Annotated in this window: 17 protein-coding genes and 1 riboswitch; of the genes, 8 read left to right on the top strand and 9 right to left on the bottom strand. The window is 71.9% G+C overall.

Annotated features, from left to right (window positions below; translation table 11 throughout):
- The first annotated feature begins 42 nt into the window (after positions 1-42).
- Entirely contained in the window at positions 43-1,245 is a 1,203-nt protein-coding gene (locus tag O7614_RS31185) for an FUSC family protein (RefSeq protein ID WP_278142442.1), read from the top strand.
- Positions 1,246-1,328: 83 nt separating this feature from the next.
- On the opposite strand, the gene O7614_RS31180 is transcribed toward O7614_RS31185, so the two are convergent.
- The gene (locus O7614_RS31180) at positions 1,329-2,579 is read right to left on the bottom strand and encodes an aminotransferase class V-fold PLP-dependent enzyme (protein ID WP_278142441.1); all 1,251 of its coding nucleotides are present in this window, start codon (positions 2,577-2,579) and stop codon (positions 1,329-1,331) included.
- Between the two features lie 70 nt (positions 2,580-2,649).
- Positions 2,650-2,770, bottom strand: a riboswitch (SAM riboswitch).
- Between the two features lie 23 nt (positions 2,771-2,793).
- Between O7614_RS31180 and O7614_RS31175 the strand changes: the two genes are divergently transcribed.
- A complete protein-coding gene (locus tag O7614_RS31175) occupies positions 2,794-4,272 on the top strand; it encodes a PrsW family intramembrane metalloprotease (RefSeq protein WP_278141929.1) in 1,479 nt (492 codons plus the stop codon).
- Positions 4,273-4,297: 25 nt separating this feature from the next.
- On the opposite strand, the gene O7614_RS31170 is transcribed toward O7614_RS31175, so the two are convergent.
- Together O7614_RS31170 and O7614_RS31165 are read right to left on the bottom strand one after the other, a co-directional pair.
- On the bottom strand, positions 4,298-4,465 hold the full coding sequence (locus O7614_RS31170; RefSeq protein ID WP_278141928.1) for a hypothetical protein: 168 nt from the start codon (positions 4,463-4,465) through the stop codon (positions 4,298-4,300).
- Positions 4,466-4,546: 81 nt separating this feature from the next.
- A complete protein-coding gene (locus tag O7614_RS31165) occupies positions 4,547-4,885 on the bottom strand; it encodes a co-chaperone GroES (protein ID WP_145778711.1) in 339 nt (112 codons plus the stop codon).
- Between the two features lie 150 nt (positions 4,886-5,035).
- On the opposite strand from O7614_RS31165, the gene O7614_RS31160 reads away from it, so the two are divergent.
- Positions 5,036-6,346, top strand: coding sequence for an AI-2E family transporter (locus tag O7614_RS31160; RefSeq protein ID WP_278141927.1), 1,311 nt, complete (start codon positions 5,036-5,038; stop codon positions 6,344-6,346).
- Between the two features lie 36 nt (positions 6,347-6,382).
- Here O7614_RS31160 and O7614_RS31155 read toward each other — a convergent pair whose 3' ends face one another.
- A complete protein-coding gene (locus O7614_RS31155) occupies positions 6,383-8,587 on the bottom strand; it encodes an ATP-dependent DNA helicase (RefSeq protein WP_278141926.1) in 2,205 nt (734 codons plus the stop codon).
- Between the two features lie 102 nt (positions 8,588-8,689).
- Between O7614_RS31155 and O7614_RS31150 the strand changes: the two genes are divergently transcribed.
- The gene (locus tag O7614_RS31150; protein ID WP_278141925.1) at positions 8,690-9,196 is read left to right on the top strand and encodes a DUF402 domain-containing protein; all 507 of its coding nucleotides are present in this window, start codon (positions 8,690-8,692) and stop codon (positions 9,194-9,196) included.
- A 22-nt stretch (positions 9,197-9,218) separates the two neighbouring features.
- Here the strand turns inward: O7614_RS31150 and sigJ are convergent, their stop codons facing one another.
- Positions 9,219-10,184 carry an RNA polymerase sigma factor SigJ gene (gene sigJ / locus O7614_RS31145; RefSeq protein ID WP_278141924.1) on the bottom strand — a complete coding sequence of 322 codons (966 nt, stop codon included), beginning with the start codon at positions 10,182-10,184 and terminating at the stop codon, positions 9,219-9,221.
- A 144-nt stretch (positions 10,185-10,328) separates the two neighbouring features.
- Between sigJ and O7614_RS31140 the strand changes: the two genes are divergently transcribed.
- The 3 genes from O7614_RS31140 (at position 10,329) to O7614_RS31130 (ending at position 13,043) form a co-directional block, all read left to right on the top strand.
- Positions 10,329-11,270 (top strand): PPK2 family polyphosphate kinase, encoded by a 942-nt coding sequence (locus tag O7614_RS31140; RefSeq protein ID WP_278141923.1) that lies wholly within the window; start codon positions 10,329-10,331, stop codon positions 11,268-11,270.
- Positions 11,271-11,398: 128 nt separating this feature from the next.
- Complete coding sequence (locus O7614_RS31135; RefSeq protein ID WP_278141922.1) at positions 11,399-12,025, top strand: DUF47 family protein; 627 nt, start codon at positions 11,399-11,401, stop codon at positions 12,023-12,025.
- Positions 12,026-12,035: 10 nt separating this feature from the next.
- Positions 12,036-13,043, top strand: coding sequence for an inorganic phosphate transporter (locus tag O7614_RS31130; protein ID WP_278142440.1), 1,008 nt, complete (start codon positions 12,036-12,038; stop codon positions 13,041-13,043).
- A 51-nt stretch (positions 13,044-13,094) separates the two neighbouring features.
- Here O7614_RS31130 and O7614_RS31125 read toward each other — a convergent pair whose 3' ends face one another.
- Entirely contained in the window at positions 13,095-14,063 is a 969-nt protein-coding gene (locus O7614_RS31125) for a Gfo/Idh/MocA family oxidoreductase (protein WP_278141921.1), read from the bottom strand.
- A gap of 251 nt (positions 14,064-14,314) precedes the next feature.
- Between O7614_RS31125 and O7614_RS31120 the strand changes: the two genes are divergently transcribed.
- Positions 14,315-15,148, top strand: a complete 834-nt coding sequence (locus tag O7614_RS31120) for an NUDIX domain-containing protein (RefSeq protein ID WP_278141920.1) — start codon at positions 14,315-14,317, stop codon at positions 15,146-15,148.
- Between the two features lie 116 nt (positions 15,149-15,264).
- Here O7614_RS31120 and pstB read toward each other — a convergent pair whose 3' ends face one another.
- From pstB to pstC, 3 genes are read right to left on the bottom strand one after another with little or no spacing between them, the layout of a single operon-like run.
- On the bottom strand, positions 15,265-16,041 hold the full coding sequence (gene pstB / locus O7614_RS31115; RefSeq protein WP_278142439.1) for a phosphate ABC transporter ATP-binding protein PstB: 777 nt from the start codon (positions 16,039-16,041) through the stop codon (positions 15,265-15,267).
- 17 nt (positions 16,042-16,058) lie between these two features.
- The gene (pstA, locus tag O7614_RS31110) at positions 16,059-17,147 is read right to left on the bottom strand and encodes a phosphate ABC transporter permease PstA (protein WP_278141919.1); all 1,089 of its coding nucleotides are present in this window, start codon (positions 17,145-17,147) and stop codon (positions 16,059-16,061) included.
- Entirely contained in the window at positions 17,144-18,235 is a 1,092-nt protein-coding gene (gene pstC, locus O7614_RS31105) for a phosphate ABC transporter permease subunit PstC (protein ID WP_278141918.1), read from the bottom strand. Before pstC ends, pstA begins: the two co-directional genes overlap by 4 nt.
- Positions 18,236-18,243: the final 8 nt, after the last annotated feature.

Here is an 18,243-nt window from a genome sequence, read left to right as displayed (position 1 = left end):
CGACCTCCGGTGGTACGACGTACCGCGCTGCGCGATGGACTGGTGGACATCGACGGCGCCCGGATCGCCGAGGCGACCGAGCAACTGCGCCATCGGAGCCGGGCCACCCTGCACGACCGTCTGCACCGGGTACGGATGGCCGGCGGGCTTGCCCTGCAGGCCGGGTTGGCCGCCGGAATCGCGTACCTGATCTCGCACAAGGTGCTCGGAAACCCGCAGCCGGTCTTCGCGCCGATCTCCGCGGTCGGCACCCTGGCCGCGTCTGTCGGCCAGCGGTTCCGCCGGACCATGGAGTTGATCGTCGGGGTGGGGGTCGGGGTGGCCGTCGGCGACCTCCTGATCTACCTGCTGGGCACCGGGGCGTGGCAGCTCGGCCTGGTGGTCACCGTGGCGATCCTGCTCACCATCTTCGCCGGGGCGAGCGTCGCCATCGTGATCCAGGCGGCGGCCACGGCGGTGCTGATCGTGACGCTGAGCCCTTCCACCCAGGACCTGGAGATCCCCCGCTTCGTGGACGCGTTCCTCGGCGGCGGAGTCGCCCTGCTGGTCACGGCGGTGCTGCTGCCGCTGAACCCGCTGCGGGTGATCAACCGGGCCGCCCGGCCGGCGCTGGACCTGCTCGCCACCCAGCTCGACGTCACCGCCGACGGGTTACGCAGCCGGGATCGGGCCACCATCCAGGGCGCACTGGAGAGGCTGCGCAACAACAAGGAGGAGCTGGCCACGTTGGGCGAGGCGATCGAGGGCGCGAAGGAGACCGCAATCCTCTCCCCGGCCCGCTGGCACCGCCGCGACGAACTGACCCACTACGCGGAGGCGGCCGACCCGATCGACCGGGCGATGCGCAACAGCGGCACGCTGATCCGCCGGTCGGTGACCCTCATCGAGGACGAGGAACCGGTGCCCGATCCGATGCCGGACGCGGTCGGCCACCTCGCCGAGTCGGTCCGGCTGCTCAAGCACGAGTTCGCCGCCGGGGAGGAGCCGGAGAAGGCCCGGGAGCGGTCCCTGCGTGCGGTCAGCGAAGCCAGCCGGGCGTACGGGGCCGGCGTCGGCTTCTCCGGCAGCGTGGTGGTCGCCCAGATCCGGACCACGGCGAGCGACCTGCTGGTGGCCTCCGGGATCGAGCAGGAGGAGGCGAACCGGTGGATCCGCAACGCCTTCGGGGAGCAGGAGCGGCCGGTCGGCGAGCCGGCCAAACCCGACGAGACGCCGAAGCCACCCACCGCCCCACCCGTCGGCTGAGCAAGGAAGGGCCCTTCCTTAACGCTTTATGTATAGGAGGGGGCCCTTCCTAACATTCGCGACGCGTCGGGCCGCGCGAGCCCTCAGCTCAGGTTGGCGAGCGCGGCGAGCAGCCGGTCTACCTGCGCTTGCGTGCTGCCCAGGCCGATGCTGGCGCGCAGTGCGGTGGGCGGCAGGTCCCGCCGACCGGTGCGCCCCGCCGCCTCGCTGAGCAGACGTCGCGCCAGCGGGTGGGCGCAGAACAACCCGTCGCGTACGCCGATGTGGTGCTCAGCGGCCAGCCGGGCGGCCACGTCGCCGGAATCCCATCCGGCGACCACGAACGAGACGATCCCGACGCGCGGCGCGTCCGGGCCGAAGGTCCGCAGCTCCACGACGTGCGGCAGAGCGGCGAGGCCGGTCCGCAGTCGGGTCAGCAGCGCCTGCTCGTGGGCGGCCAGCGCGGCCCGGTCGGCGTCGTCGAGCGCCGCGCACACGGCCGCCAGCGCCACCGCGCCGAGCAGGTTGGGGGTGCCGCCCTCGTGCCGGGCCGGCCCGGTCGCCCAGTTGACGTCGTGGGTCGCCGGTCCGACGTGGCTGGTGGCGCCGCCACCGGCCAGGTACGGCGGCGCGGCGTCCAGCCAGTCCGCCCTGCCGACCAGCACACCCGCACCGAACGGCGCGTAGAGCTTGTGGCCGGATACGGCCAGGTAGTCGACGTCGAGCGTGCGCAGATCGACCGGGGCGTGCGGGGCGAGTTGCGCGGCGTCCAGCACGATCCGGGCGCCGTGCCGGTGCGCCACCCGGGCCAGCTCGGTGACCGGCCACCGCTCCCCGGTCACGTTGCTGGCACCGGTCACCGCGACCAGCACCGGCAGTGCCGGGTTGCTGCCCCGGCGCAGTTCGGTGAGGGCGGCGGCGAGGTCGCGTACCGCCGCGTCCGGGTCGGTGGGCACCGGCAGCCGTACCGAGCCACGCGGCCAGGGCAGCAGGTTGGCGTGGTGCTCACCGGCGAAGGTGACCACCGTCGTGCCGGCGGGCAGGGCCCGGGCCAGCAGGTTGAGCGCGTCGGTCGTGTTGCGGGTGAAAATCACGTGATCGTCGGTGCGGGCACCGAAGAAGTCACCGACCGTCTGTCGGGCCCGTTCGTAGGCCAGGGTGCAGCGTCGGGACAGGGCTCCTGCCCCACGGTGCACGCTCGCGTACCAGGGCAGCAGCGCGGCCACCGCGTCGGCGGCGGCCCGCGCGCACGGCGCGCTGGCCGCGTAGTCCAGGTTGATCTCGCCGGGTACGCCGAGGACGTCGAGCGGCCCCGACGAGGCCGGTTCGGGCGCGGCGTCGACGCGGGTGGGCAGCGAGGGGAGCAGGGTGACGGACACGCCGGAACCTCCGGGGTCAGGGACCCCGGGTGCACTGTCGGGACGGGGTCCGCGCTTGCCCAGCACACCGATCGGGCTGGGCCCGGTCATCACCCGGGGCACCCCACCGCGAACTCGACGAGGGTTGCCGGCCAGCAAGCCGGGGCTTCGCGCTGGCACTCGTGACCTGCCGGCAGCATAACTGCTACCGATGGGACCGGACCAGCCGGCGGCGGATGGCTACGCTGACCGCATGGCCGACACCCCGCCCGGTTCACCCCTGCCGTCGCCGCCCGCACCCTCAGCCCCGTCCGTCGGCGAGGCGCCCCGGATGCCAGGGCGCCGGCTGGGCTGGCGGCGGTTCCTGGCGCTGGCCGGGGTGGTGCTGCTCATCGCCGCCTGCGCGGTGTTCATGGTCTTCACGCTCGGCCAGTCGCTCGGCCTGCAGGCCCTGCTGATCGGGGTGGCCGCCGCCATCCTGCCGGTGCCGGTGCTGGTCGCCTGCTTCCTCTGGCTGGACCGGTACGAACCCGAGCCGTTGAAATACCTGATCTTCTGCTTCGCCTGGGGCGCGTTCGTCTCCACCGCCGCCTCGCTCACCGTGAACGACTTCGCCGCCGGCCGCTTCGCCGACTGGGGTCTGCCGTCCGCGCTGACCGGAGTGCTGGTGGCGCCGTTCATCGAGGAGTCGACCAAGGCGCTCGGCCCGATCCTGCTGCTGGTGTTCCGCCGTCGCGAGTGGTCCGGGATCACCGACGGCCTGGTCTACTGCGGGCTGTCCGCGGTCGGCTTCGCCATGGTGGAGAACATCCTGTACCTGGGCGGGTTGGGCTACGCGTCCGGAGTCGACCGGTACGGCCCGGCGACCGGCATCCAGCAGGTCATTGCGATCTTCATCCTGCGGATCCTGCTGTTCGGGTTCGCCCATCCGCTCTTCACCTCGATGACCGGTGTGGGGTTGGGCATCGCGGCGCGGACGGCCGACCGGCGGGTGCGGGTGCTCGCCCCGCTCGCCGGTCTGCTGCTGGCGATGATGTTGCACGGCACGTGGAACCTGCTCCCCACGCTGACCCAGGCCACCGGCGAGGTGGTGATCATGCTGTACGGCTTCCTGGGCCTGATGGTGCCGGTCTTCTTCGGCACGGTGGGGCTGGCGGTGTGGCTGCGCGCCTGGGAGGGTCGGCTCACCGAGCGGGTCCTGCCGGACTACGTACGCGCCGGATGGCTGAGCCCGCCCGAGGTGGCCGCGCTGAGCAGCCTCGGCCGCCGGCACGCGGCCCGCAGTTGGGCCCGCCGAGTGGCCGGTGACGCCGGGGTGCGGGCGATGCGCGGTTACCAGGCCGCCGCCACCCGGTTGGCGCTGCTTCGCGATGGCACTCTGCGCGGCCTGGACCGGAAGGCCGCCGACCAGGAACGGACCGCCCGGGAGGAGCGGGAGTTGCTGGACGCGATCAGCGCGTACCGGTCGGTCTTCGTCGGCCGGGATCCGCAGGCTCCGGCCGGGATCTGGGACGGCAGCCGTTACCACCTGCGCTTCCCGGACGGCGCCCAGCGTCCGGTGGACGCGCCGGACGAGCCGGTGGTGCCGATCCCGGTGGTGCTGGCTCCTGCCCCGCCGCCGGTGGGGTACCCCCCGCCCGGCTGGCCCGGCCTGCGACCGCCCGCGCCCTGGCCCCCGGGTCACCCCTGACGGCTGGTGGCCGCCGGCTGGCGGCTCAGGTCATCAGCGACGTGAGGAAGTCACCGAAGCCCTGGAACATCGCGATCAACGCGGCCCCGATGGCTCGGAACATCTGTGCGGCACCGTCCGGCCGGAAGGCGATGAAGTAGATCAGGAACGCGACGAAGCCCCAGGTCAACAGCTTCTTCACGAATACCGGCATCGTCCCTCCCCAGGGCCACGGTCGCCGGATGGCTTCCCGTCGTGCGGCCGGGCAAACGGTGCGCGGCAGGGGGAGGGTGCGTCAGAGGTAGAGGCCGGTCGGGTCGTTCTCGATCCGCTCGGCGGCCACGGCGTGCACGTCGCGTTCGCGGAGCAGCACGTACCCGCGGCCGTGCAGCTCGACCTCGGAACGGTCGTCCGGGTCGAAGAGCACCCGGTCGCCGGAGACGATGGCGCGGACGTTCGGGCCCACCCCGACGGCGGTGGCCCAGGCGAGGCGCTTGCCGACCGCGGCGGTCGCCGGAATGACGATGCCGGCGGTGGAGCGGCGTTCGCCCTCGCTGCCCTCCATCCGCACCAGCACTCGGTCGTGCAGCAGGCGGATCGGCAGGCCGGCGTCGAGATCGTTGTCGGCGGTCACGCCGCAGACGCTACCGTGTGGCCGGGCGGTGGTTACGCCGGTGGTGGCGGGGGCATTGTGTGGCGGAACTGCCCTACGGTGTCGGCAACGGACGTATGCTGTCCGACCTGTCGCCGTGGGCGGGCCGGGTTTCTCTGCCAGGAGGTGCGCTTGAGCCGCTTCGAGCGGGTACGCGGGCGGCTTCGCCGCGCCTACCAGTCGCGACAGGAGTCGGCCCGGGCCGACGAGGGCACGTCGAGCGACGAGTTGAGCGACGTGTCGGCGGGCGCCCGGGTGGCGTCCCCGGCCGTACCGGGGCCGACCGCGCCGCCGAGTGCCTCGGTCTACGGAGCTGAGCCTCCGGTGGATCTGCACAGTTCGACCTCCAGCCGGGACGACGCCGACGTTCCGCACGGGCTGCGGATCGCCGCCGCGTGGTGCTGGCGGCTGATCGTGATCGGTGTGGTGGCCTGGGCCCTGCTCCGGATCGTCGGCACGATCAAGATCGTGATCATCCCGTTGGCCATCGCGCTGCTGCTCTCCGCGCTGCTCGCGCCGGCGGTGGGCTGGCTGCTGCGGGCCCGGTTCCCCCGGTCGCTGGCAACGGCGGTGGTGCTGGTAGGCGGCCTGGTCGCGGTGATCGGCACGCTGACGCTGGTGGTCAACGAGTTCATTCGCGGTGTGCCGGAGTTGAGCGAGAAGTCGTCGCAGGGTGTCCGGCAGATCCAGGACTGGCTGAAGACGGGCCCGCTGCACCTCTCCGACACCCAGCTCGACCGCTACATCGACGAGGCGCAGGTCTGGATCAACGGCAACACGCGCGATCTCACCAGCGGCGCGTTGAGCACCGCCGCGACGTTGGCCGAGGTGCTGACCGGCACGCTGCTGGTCCTGTTCGCGACGTTCTTCTTCCTGCGCGACGGCAACCGGATCTGGCGCTTCCTGGTGCGGCTGCTGCCGGTGGCCGCCCGGTGGAAGGTCGACGACGCGGGCCGCGCGTCCTGGCACACGCTCGGCGCCTACGTCCGCGCGACAGTGCTGGTCGCCTTCATCGACGCCGTCGGCATCGGCATCTTCCTGGTCGCCTTCGACATCCCGTTCGCCTTCCCGCTGGCCGCGCTGGTCTTCCTCGGCGCGTTCATCCCGATCGTCGGTGCGGCGCTCTCCGGCGGCGTGGCGGTGCTGGTGGCCCTGGTCGACAGCGGCCCGGTCACCGCGTTGATCATCCTTGGCGCGGTGATCGGCGTGCAGCAGATCGAGGGGCACGTGCTCCAGCCGCTGATCATGGGCCGGGCGGTCGCCCTCCACCCGCTCGCGGTGATCATCGGCATCGCCGCCGGTGTCGTACTCGCCGGCATCACCGGCGCGCTGGTCTCCGTACCGCTCATCGCGGTGCTGAACACCGCGGTCCGTCGGCTCGCCGCCCGACGGGTCCCGGACACCCCACCCGACGCCGTGGTCGTCGCCGCGCAGGCCCCCTAGACCCGCCCCGCCCCGCCCAGTCGGTGCCGGCGGGGATCAGGAGTTGGCGAGGCGTTCCAGGGCACCGCGAGCCACCTCGGGACGCGTCGTGTACCAGAACGGGGGCAGCGACCGGCGCAGGAACGGCCCGTAACCACGGGCCGTCTCCAGCCGCGAGTCGAGCACCGCGACCACGCCCTTGTCGCCGGTCGCCCGGATCAGCCGGCCCACACCCTGAGCCAGCCGCACCGCCGCGATCGGCACGCTGACCGCGGCGAAGCCGGAGCCGCCGCCGGCATCCACGGCAGCGGCGCGGGCAGCCGCCAACGGCTCGTCCGGGCGCGGGAAGGGCAGCCGGTCGATGACGACGAGCTGACACGCGTCACCCGGCACGTCCACCCCCTGCCACAGCGACATCACCCCGAACAGGCAGCTGGCACGCTCCTCGCGGAACCGACGAACCAACAGCGGCAGCGCCTCCTCGCCCTGCAGCAGCACGGGCAGGTCGGTCCGCGTGCGCAACAGCTCCGCGGCCTGCTGCGCGGCCCGCCGGGAGGAGAAGAGCCCGAGAGTACGACCACCGAGTGCTCCGACCAGCCCGAGCAACTCCTCTCCGGCGGCCTCGGGGAGCCCGGAGACGCTGGGGCGGGGCAGGTGCGCGGCGACGTACAGGATGCCCTGCCGGGCGTAGTCGAACGGTGAGCCGACGTCGAGGGACCGCCACCCGGGGCCCTCGGTCGCCGGCACGACGGCACTGGGGGTCGGGTCCCCGGCCAGCCGACGGCCCGGCGTCTCGGCGGCCGGACGACCCGGGCCGGTGCGGGCGGCCAGCGCGGCCGACGCGGGGGACGGCGGTGCGGGTGGGGGAGCGTCCAGCCCGAGGGCGCGGGCCACCGTGTCGAACCGGCCGCCCAGCGCCAGGGTCGCCGAGGTGGCGACGACCGTGCGTTCGTCGTACAGGTGGGTGGCGAGGGTGCCGGCCACCGAGAGCGGCGCGACCACGAGGGCGCGCCGGCTGCCACTGTCGTTCTTCTCGACCCAGGCCACGTCGTGGTCAGCCTCCTCCAGCAGCCGCTGGGCGGTGGTGGAGAGCTCGTCCAGCGCAGCCTTGGCCTGCTGCTTGCGGACCGGGTCGGGGTCGTCGGACTTGATGTCGCCGATGGCGTCCAGGGCGGACCGGGTGGCCGCGTCGAGAAGCGTGCACGCCTCCCGCAGGGGCGTCGGCAGCCCGGCGGTGATGCGCCCGGCCGGTGCCTCGGCCAGCCCCACGGCCAGGGCGTCACCGGCGGCGGTGAGCGCCTCGGCGGTCTCCGGCCGCAGCAGCGTGCGGGCCCGGCGGGTGGTCCGGTCGATCAGCTCCGGCACCAGCTCCGCCTGGGCCGCGGAGGAGACCCGGTCGGCCAGCTCGTGCGCCTCGTCGACGATGAGCAGCTTGTGCGGCGGGACGATGTGCCGGTCGGCGAGCATGTCGACAGCGAGCAGGCTGTGGTTGGTCACCACGATGTCCGCCTCACGGGCCCGGGCGCGGGACGCCTCGGCGAAGCACTCCTGCCCGAACGGGCAGCGGCTCGCACCGACGCACTCCCGGGCCGGCATCGACACCAGCCGCCAGGCCTGGTCGTCGACGCCTGGGTCCAGCTCGTCGCGGTCGCCGGTGTGGGTCTTCTCAGCCCAGTCGCGCAGCCGTTCGATCTGCTTGCCCAGCCGGCCCGCCTCACCGAGCCACTTCGTCCCGCCCCCGGGGCGAGCCGCGGGGGCGTCGAAGAGGGTGTCCTCCGGCTCCTCCTCGGTGGAGTTGTCCAGTCGGGCGAGGCAGAGGTAGTGGTGGCGGCCCTTGAGCACGGCGAAGGTGGGCCGGCGGCCGAGCACCGGCTCGACCGCGTCGGCGAGCCGGGGCAGGTCGTGGTCGACCAGCTGGGACTGCAACGCCAGGGTGGCCGTCGAGACCACCACCGGGCCGTCCACGGTGAGCGCCGGCGCGAGGTAGGCCAGCGACTTGCCGGTGCCGGTGCCCGCCTGCACGAGCAGATGCTCGCCGCCGGCCACGCACTCCTCGATCGCCGTGGTCATCTGCAGCTGACCGGGACGTTCCGCGCCCCCGGGAACCGCGCCGACCGCCGCCGCCAGCAGCTCGGTGCCGCTGGGGCGGGCACCCCGCCGCCGGCTCCCGGCGCGGGCCGACGGGGTGGCGGAACCGGTGGCGGTGCGGGGCGGAGTCACCGTGCGACGGTACCCGCCGCCGCCGACAGCGGCCGCGCCCATCCGCCGCGTGGCGCGATGCCGGCAGGGCGATCGACGGGGGTCCGCACCGTCCGGTTACCGCCGTGCTACGACGCGTGGGCAGTATCGGTTAGGGTGCGAATCATGCCGAGCGACATGGTCCGAGTGATCTACCGCAAGTACGACGGCAGCGCCCACCGCGACTACCCGGCCCGCCGGCTCACCGAGGACGACCTCGGCATCTGGCTCGGCGTGCCCGAGGGCACCGAGTCGGTCTACCACGGCCGGCCGTCGGTGGAGAAGATCCCGTTCATCCTGCTGGTGCCTCATCGTGCCTGGTGGACGGCCATGTTCAACCCGCCGCCCCGCACCAGCGAGGTCTACTGCGACATCACCACTCCGGCCCGCTGGGAATCGGACGAGACAGTGAACCTCATCGACCTGGACCTCGACGTGGTGCGGCGTCGGGCCACCGGCCTGGTGGAGCTGCTCGACGAGGACGAGTTCGCCGAGCACCGGGCTCGGTTCGGTTACCCGGACGACGTGGTGACCGAGGCCGAAGCAGCGGCCCAGCGGCTGTTCGCGGCCCTCGGCGACGGCACGGAGCCGTTCGCCAGCGCGTACCGCAAGTGGTTGGCTCTCGTGGTCTGACGCCGCCCACGGCGGGGTCGGCTCACCAGCGCGGTGGCCAGGTGTCGTCGTCGCCCAACGGCGTCAGGGCGCCGAGCTTCTCCGGATTGAGCTGGTTGTAGATGGCGGTGATCCGCCCCTCGTGCACCGCGAAGGCGGTGACCAGGCGGATGGGCCGGCCGTCGCTGTGCGTCGTCTCCATCTGCAGGCCGAGCACCCCGTCGACCAACACCGGCCGGGACAGCACGCGTCGGGCGTACCGGCCGGTCCGGCCGAACAGGCCGAGCGTGAGGCGGGCGACAGAGTCCGCGCCGAGCACCGGGCGCCGTGCCGCCGGGAAGTGCCCGCCCGAGTCGCCGACGAGCACCACGTCCGGCGCGAGCACCCGGAGCAACTGGTCCAGGTCGCCGGACTCGGTGGCGACGACGAACGCTTCGAGCACCCGACGTTGCTCGGCCAGGTCGGCGGTGTGCCGAGGAACGTCCGGCGCGGTGACCGCCCGGCGGGCCCGGGAGGCGAGCTGTCGGGCCGACACCTCGGTGGTGCCGAGCACGTCGGCGACCCGGGCGAACGGCACCGCGAACACGTCGTGCAGCACGAGAGCGACCCGCTGCTCCGGTGCCAGCCGTTCCAACACCACCAGCAACGCCGCGCCGACCTCGTCGGTGCGGACCGCCCGGTCCGCCGGGTCGGGTGCGTACCCGTCCGAGGACGGTCCGCCGCCCAACGGGCTCACCACCGGCTCCGGAAGCCACTGACCGGGGTACGCCTCCCGGCGGACCCGGGCCGAGCGGAGCACGTCCAGGCAGATCCGGGCGCAGGTGGTGGTCAGCCACGCGGACAACTCACGGATGTCGGCGCGGGCTCCCGGGTCGGCCAGCGCCCCGGCGTAGCGCAGCCAGGTCTCCTGCACCGCGTCCTCCGCCTCGGCGCGGCTGCCCAGCATCCGGTGGGCCACCGCGAGCAGCCGACCCCGCTCGGCCTCGAACTCTGTTGCCAGGTCCCGCACGACCCCACCACCTCCCGGTCGGCACCGTCCTGGCGTACATCCTTGCGGCAACCGCCCGCAGCGGCAGCCCCGACGGGGCGGACGGCCGTCCCGGCGAGGCCCCCTTGGCGGGCGGATGGTCTGCGGGTGGGCGATGATCCGTGGATGAGCGCACCCCAGCAAGGGCAGATCATGGCACCCGCTGGCGGCTCCGTACGGGAGTTGCTGCGGGTCACCGCGCCGGTGGACCTCGGCGCCATCGACCCCCGATCCACGCCCGGCCTGCCGGAGACGGCGGGGCGCGGCGAACCTCGTAAGGCCTGGGCGCGAGAGCAGGTGGAGTTGGTCGGTGCCGAGTTGGGCCAGCAGCAGGAGATGCTCTTCGCGATGGCCAAGACCGGGTCGCAGCGGCCCGGACACCGGGTGCTGCTGGTGCTTCAAGCCATGGACTGCGGTGGCAAGGACGGCACGATCAAGCGGGTGGCCGGCGCGATGAACCCACTGGGCCTGCACATCCGCTCGTTCGGGCCGCCGACCCGCCAGGAGTTGCGGCACGACTTCCTCTGGCGGATTCGTCGGGAGCTGCCGCCGCCGGGGTACGTGGGGATGTTCAACCGTTCGCACTACGAGGACGTGTTGATCGCCCGAGTCGGGTCGCTGGTGCCGGAGACGACCTGGCGGGCCCGCTACGACGCGATCAACTCGTTCGAACGGGAGCTGACCGAGGGTGGAATGACCCTGGTCAAGGTCATGTTGCACATCTCGTACGACGAGCAGGGCAAGCGCCTGCTGGAACGCCTCACCGACCCGCGCAAGCACTGGAAGTACAACCCGTCCGACATCGACTCCCGAGGGCACTGGGACGAGTACCAGGCCGCGTACGCCGAGGCCCTCAGCCGGTGCGCCACGGACGCCGCACCCTGGTTCGTGGTGCCGGCGGACCGCAAGTGGTACCGGGACTGGGCGGTGGCTCACCTGCTGCGTGAGACGTTCGACACCCTCGACCTCGGGTATCCGGCTGCCGATTTCGACGTGAACGAGGAGCGCAAGCGGCTTGGTGCTGGGGGACCGGGTGCGCGTGGGGCAGCCGAGATGAACAGCAGGTAAACGAGCGGTGAATGACGCCTGGCCAGGGGTGGGCCGGCGAATTCGCGGTTCGGTCGTTTCCTAGCATTCACCGAGCGGCCGCTCTTCGGGCACCGCCACCCTTCCACCGACGCGACGAGGTCTGTGCTGTGAAGTTTTCCTTCCGCCCCACCGAGGGCGCCTTCTACGAGCTCTTCACCAGGGCCGCGCAGAACCTGGTCCGGGGCACCACGCTGCTCAACGAGCTGGCCCTGCCCGGCGTTGACGTGCAGTCCGTCAGCGAGCGACTGACCGAGGTCGAGCACGACAGCGACCAGATCACCCACGAGCTGTACAAGAAGATCAACTCGACCTTCATCACCCCGTTCGACCGGGAGGACATCTACCGGCTCGGCTCGCTGCTGGACGACGTGATGGACCACCTGGAAGCGGTGGGCGACCTGCTCTACCTGTACGGGCTGACCGAGCTGCCGGCGCTGCCCCGCGAACTGCACGAGATGGTCAACGTGCTCGACCAGCAGGCCAAGCTGACCGCCGACGCGATGCCCCGGCTGAAGTCGATGAAGGACCTCGAGGACTACTGGATCGAGTGCAACCGCCTGGAGAACGAGGGCGACCGGATCAACCGGCAGTTGCTCGTGCGCCTCTTCTCCGGCGAGTACGACGCGTTGACGGTGCTGAAGATGAAGGAGGTCGCCGACGAGCTGGAGGCCGCCTGCGACGCCTTCGAGCACGTGGCGAACACGGTCGAGACCATCGCGGTCAAGGAGTCCTGATCCTGTGACTGTGACACCCGAACTCATCGCCGTGCTGGCGGTGATCGGGGTAGCCCTGGCGTTCGACTACACCAACGGCTTCCACGACGCCGCCAACGCGATCGCGACAAGCGTCTCCACCCGCGCGTTGACACCCCGGATCGCCCTGGGGCTCGCCGCCGTCGGCAACTTCATCGGCGCGCACTTCGGCGCCGGAGTCGCCAAGACCGTCGGCGACGGCCTGGTCACCCTGCCCACCGGTGTGAGCAGCCTGGGGGTGGTCTTCGCCGGGGTGCTCGGTGCCATCGCCTGGAACCTGATCACCTGGTACTTCGGTCTGCCGTCGTCGTCCTCGCACGCGCTCTTCGGTGGTCTGGTCGGCGCGACCCTGCTGTCCACCGGCGGCATCGTGCAGTGGGTCAACATCGGCGAGAAGGTGCTCCTGCCGATGGTGCTCTCGCCGATCGTCGGCCTCACCCTCGGCTACCTCCTGATGCTGGCCATCCTCTGGCTCTTCCGCAAGGGGCAGCCGGGCAAGCTCAACCGGGGCTTCCGCTGGGCGCAGACCGCCTCGGCGGCCGCCATGTCGGTCGGCCACGGCATGCAGGACGCCGCCAAGACCATGGGCATCGTGGTGCTGGCGCTCTACACCGGCGGTTTCCAGGAGAGCAAGACGCACATCCCGGGTTGGGTGTTCTGGACGTCGGCGACGATGCTGGCCCTCGGCACGTACGCCGGTGGTTGGCGGATCATCCGCACCCTCGGTCGCAAGATCATCGACCTGGGGCCGCCGGAGGGGTTCGCCGCCGAGACGGTCGCGAGCGCGGTGCTCTACTTCAACGCCCTGGTGCTCAAGGCGCCCATCTCCACGACCCACACGATCACCTCGGCGATCATGGGTGTGGGCGCGACCAAGCGGCTCTCCGCGGTCCGCTGGAACGTCGCCGGCAACATCGTGCTCGCCTGGATCATCACGTTCCCGGCCGCCGCGTTGATCGCCTGCATCACCTACCTGCTGGTCCGGCCGCTCTTCGGCTGACCGGACCCCGCACCTCGACGGCCCCGGTCACCGCGACCGGGGCCGTCCGTCTCACTCGTAGCGCACGCCGATCTGCTCGCGCACCGTGTCGAGGAGCGCCATCACCTCAAGGGTGGTGGTGTGGGGCACCAGCGGGCTCTCGGTCAGCCCGGCGGCCAGGCAGCGCTGCACCTCGATCGCCTCGTACTGGTAGCCGTTGCCGGCAGTGTCCGCGGTGATCGTCTCCGGTTCGGCACCGGCCCGGTGCAGGGTGATCGAGCCCGGCCGGAAGAACGGCTCCGGCAGGTCGATCCGACCCGTGCTGCCGGTGATGGAGGCGGACAGGTTGGTCGCCCCGACCATGCCGCAGCTCAGCGTCGCCAGCGCACCGGTGTCGTAGCCGAACAGCATGCCGGTGTTCTCGTCGGTGCCCTCCGGGCCGATCTGCGCCCAGGACCGGACGTGCTGCGGCACCCCGAGTAGCAGGTGGGCCAGGCTGATCGGGTAGATGCCCAGGTCGAGCAGCGCGCCCCCGCCCAGCGCCGGGTTGCGCATCCGGTGGTCCGGCGGGAACGGCCCGGCCACCCCGAAGTCGGCGCGGACCCCGCTCACCGTGCCGATCGCCCCGCCCGCGACCAGCTCGACCACCCGCAGGATCATCGGGTTCGTCCGCATCCACATGGCTTCCATCAGGAAGACCCCGGCGGCACGGGCGGTGTCCACCAACTCGGTGCTGGTGGCCAGGTCGAGGGTGAACGGCTTCTCCAACAGCACCGCCCGCCCGGCGGTCAGGCAGGTCATCGCCGCCTCGTAGTGCGCGGAGTGCGGAGTCGCCACGTAGATCGCGTCCACCTCCGGGTCGGCGGCCAGCTCCACCCAGGAGCCGTACGCGCGCTTCGCGCCGTACGTGTCGGCGAAACGCCGCGCGCTCTCCGCGGCGCGGGAGCCGACCGCGACCAGCTCGGCGTCCGGCACCAGCCGGAGGTCTTCGGCGAAACGGCTGGCGATGTGGCCGGTGGCCAGGATGCCCCAACGAGTCATGCCGGAACGCTAACCGAGCTGGGTGAACCGTTCGCCGCCGGCTCAGCCGTCGGACATCGCGGTGAGGCGCGGTCGCCTCGCCGCCCCCGCCCCCACTTACGTCCTTTGCTCTGCTTATGTCGACGCACCACGTCACGGCCGGATGTGGTGCGCCCGCGTATGCAGAGCAAAGGACGTCTGGCCCGGTGCGGCTCCCTGGCCCGGCCCATCGGCCGGGCCAGGGAGCCCGACGGGGGAACTAGGCTCGCGGCATGACGATCGACAGTGACGGCTTCGCCGCCCCGGCCGCCCTGGTCGAACACGCCCGCCGGTTCCAGGCCGAGGGCGGCACCCCGGCGGTGCCCCGGGTCGCGGCCACCGTGCTGCTGCTGCGCCCGACCGACGCCGACTTCGAGGTGTACGTCATCCGCCGGGTCGCCGCCATGACCTTCGGCGGGATGTACGCCTTCCCCGGCGGCGGGGTGGACCGCTCCGACTCCGAGACACACCTGGACTGGGCCGGGCCCACGCCAGATGAGTGGGCCGGGCGGCTCGGGGTAGCTTCGGGCGCGGCCCAGGCGGTGGTCTGCGCCGCCGCGCGGGAGGTCTTCGAGGAGGCGGGCGTGCTGCTCGCCGGCCCGGACCCGGCGACAGTGGTGGGCGACGTCAGTGGCGACGACTGGGAGGCCGCCCGGCAGGACCTGGAGGGACGTCGGCTGGGCTTCGCGGCGCTGCTCGCCGACCGTCAGCTCACCCTCCGGTCGGACCTGTTGCTGCCGTGGAGCCGGTGGATCACCCCGGAGTTCGAACCGCGCCGCTTCGACACGTACTTCTTCGTCGCCCTGCTGCCGGCGGGACAACGGACCCGGGACGTCTCCGGCGAGGCCGACCACACGCTGTGGATCCGGCCGGCGGACGCGTTGGCCCGCGCCAAGGCCGGCGAGCTGACCATGCTGCCACCGACGCTGGTCACGCTGGCCCAGGTGGCGGCAGCCGGCGACCTGGCCGGAGTGGCGCGGGCGGCGGTCGACCGCGACGCCGCCACCCCCATCACCCCCCGCCTGGACCTACCCCCGAACGGGGAACCCCGCTTCGTGCTCGGCTGAGCGGCCCCACCCCACCGGGCCCGGTCGATCATGGAGTTGTGGTGGGGACGAAGGCGCTCTTCGCACCCTTATCGGGCACCACAATTCCATGATCGACGAGTGCCGTCGCGGTCGGCTCAGCCGAAGCGGCCGGTGATGTAGTCCTCGGTCTTCTTCACGCTCGGGTTGCTGAAGATCTTCTGGGTGTTGTCGTACTCGATCAGCCGGCCCGGGTCGCCGGTCTTCTCGATGGAGAAGAAGGCGGTACGGTCCGAGACCCGCGCGGCCTGCTGCATGTTGTGCGTGACGATGATGATCGTGAACTTGTCCTTGAGCTGGAACATCAGGTCCTCGATCGCCAGCGTGGAGATCGGGTCCAGCGCCGAGCACGGCTCGTCCATCAGGACGACCTGCGGCTCGACCGCGATGGTCCGGGCGATGCAGAGCCGCTGTTGCTGACCGCCGGAGAGGCCCGCACCGGGCTTGCCGAGCCGGTCCTTGACCTCGTCCCAGAGGTTTGCCGAGCGCAGCGCCTTCTCCGCGGCCTCGTCCAGGATCGACTTCTTGCGGACCCCGTTGAGCCTCAGCCCGGCCACCACGTTCTCGAAGATGCTCATGGTGGGGAACGGGTTCGGCCGCTGGAAGACCATGCCGATCATGCGCCGGACCGCGGTGACGTCCACGTCCCGGTCGTAGATGTCCTGGTCGTCGATGGTGAGGCTGCCCTCGACCCGGGCCCCCGGCAGCACCTCGTGCATCCGGTTGATCGACCGCAGGAAGGTGGACTTGCCGCAGCCGGACGGGCCGATCAGGGCGGTGACCGTCTTCGGCTCGACGGTCAGGTTGATGTTCTCGATCGCCTTGAAACCGCCGTAGTAGGCGGTGACGTTCGAGGCTTCGACGCGCTTGGCCATGGTGGTACCTCCGGGGTTCATCGGCTGAGCCTGTTGCGACGGGCCAGCAGCTTCGCCGCGATCGTCAGGATGAGCACGAGGGCGACCAGGGTGAGTGCCGCGGTCCACGCCCGTGCCGGCGCGTACCTCGACGCGTCACCGGCCTGCTGGTAGACGAAGAGGGACAGCGACGACTGGTTGTTCTCGAAGGGGTTGGTGTTGATCGCGGCGCCGCCGCCGGCGACCAACAGCACTGGCGCGGTCTCACCGGCGGCGCGCGCGATGGCGAGCATGACGCCGGTGACGATGCCGGGCAGCGCCGTCGGCAGCACCACCCGCAGGATGGTCTTCCACTTGGGTACGCCGAGGGCGTACGCGCCCTCGCGCAGCGGCGCCGGGACGAGGCGGAGCATCTCCTCGGTGGACCGGACGATGGTCGGCAGCATGAGCACGCTCAGCGCGAGCGCGGCAGCGAAGCCGGAGAAGCTGGGCCGGCCGTCGTTGAACCACGGCGACACGACCAGCACCCAGAACGCCAGCACGAACAGGCCGGAGACGATCGACGGGATGCCGGTCATCACGTCCACGAAGAACCGGATCGTGAAGGCGAACTTGCCCCGGCCGTACTCGACGATGTAGATCGCGCAGAGGATGCCGAGCGGCACGGTGATCAGGGTGGCGATGCCAACCTGCTCCAGCGTGCCGACGATCGCGTGGTACGCGCCGCCGTTGGCGTCCCGGGCCCCGATGTTGTTCATCGAGGTCTGGAAGAAGGTGACGTCCAGCCGCTCGGCGCCCTTGCTGACCAGCGTCCAGACCACCGACACGAGCGGCAGCACCGCCAGCACGAACGCGGAGTGGATCAGCGCGCTCCAGGTGCGGTTGCGGGCCGAGCGACGCCCCTCGACCGCGTTGGCGGCGGCGAAGAGCCCGACCAGGTAGAGGATCGCGCCGAGGACGACCACGAGAATCGGGCCGCCGATGCCGGTGCCGTAGACGATCACGGCGGCGAGCGCCAGGGCCGCCACGGCGATGGCCGGCGAGGCGTACCAGGGCAGCCGCTTGGCCCGCAGCGAGGCCGGCTGGGCCGGCGGGCGGGTGCGGTGGGAGGTGACGGTTGTGGTCATGCGGCCGACTCCGTGAACTCCCGGCGGCGGTAGATGATCGCCCGCGCCGTGATGTTGACGATCAGCGTGATGGCGAAGAGCACCAGGCCCGAGGCGATGAGCGCGCCCCGGCCGGTCTCGTTCGCCTCGCCGAACGCGTTGGCGATGTTGGCGGCGATGGTGTTGCCGCCGTTCTGGATCAGGTTGAACGAGATGTTGAAGGTGATGCCGAGGGTCAACGCCAGGGCGATGGTCTCGCCGAGCGCCCGGCCGAGGCCGAGCATCATCGCGGCGATGATGCCGGGGCGGCCGTACGGGAGCACCGCGGTGCGGAGCATCTCCCAGCGGGTGGCACCCAGGGCGAGGGCCGCCTCCTCGTTCGCGGTCGGCGTCTGGAGGAACACCTCGCGGGAGAGCGAGGTGATGATCGGCAACACCATGATGGCGAGCACCAGGGCACCCAGCATCACGGACGCGCCGAACGGGCCGTCGCCGCCGAAGAGCGGGATCCAGCTGAAGTGCTGGTTCAGCCAGACCGAGAAGTCCCGGACCGGGCTGCTGAAGACGTCCCGTCCCCAGAGGCCGAAGACCACGCTCGGCACGGCGGCCAGCAGGTCGACCAGGAAGCCGAGCGCGGTGCCCAGCCGGCGGGGCGCGTAGTGCGACAGGTAGAGCGCGATGCCCAGCGCCACCGGAACCGCGATCAGCAGCGCCAGTGCGGAGCTGAGCACGGTGCCGAAGGCGAGGGCGCCGATGCCGAACTTCGGCTCCGTCTCATTGGGGGACCAGCCCTCGTAGGTCCAGAAGTTCTCGGTGTTGGCGCGCAGGGCCGGCACCGCCTTGGCGACCAGGAAGATCGCGATGGCGGCGATGATGACCAGAACGGCGGTGCCGGCGGCCAGGGTGAGACCGCGGAAGGCCCGCTCGGCGCCGAACTTCCGGCTGCGCGGCAGCGCGCCGCCGCCGCCCAGCCCGGCGCCGCCCGGGGAACGGGTGCTGACTGGTGCCTCGGCCACACGCGCCGAGGCACCGGCGGGCCACTCGTGACTCTGGGTCACGCGCGTCCCGCCGGTGCCGGCGTCGGCCGAGCGGTGGGGGGTGTCACCCATCTGCTCGC

It is taken from the genome of Micromonospora sp. WMMD961, assembly GCF_029626145.1.
GTDB lineage: Bacteria > Actinomycetota > Actinomycetes > Mycobacteriales > Micromonosporaceae > Micromonospora.
Note: the sequence above shows the minus strand (reverse complement) of the source record. Positions and strands in the feature narration are given on the sequence as shown.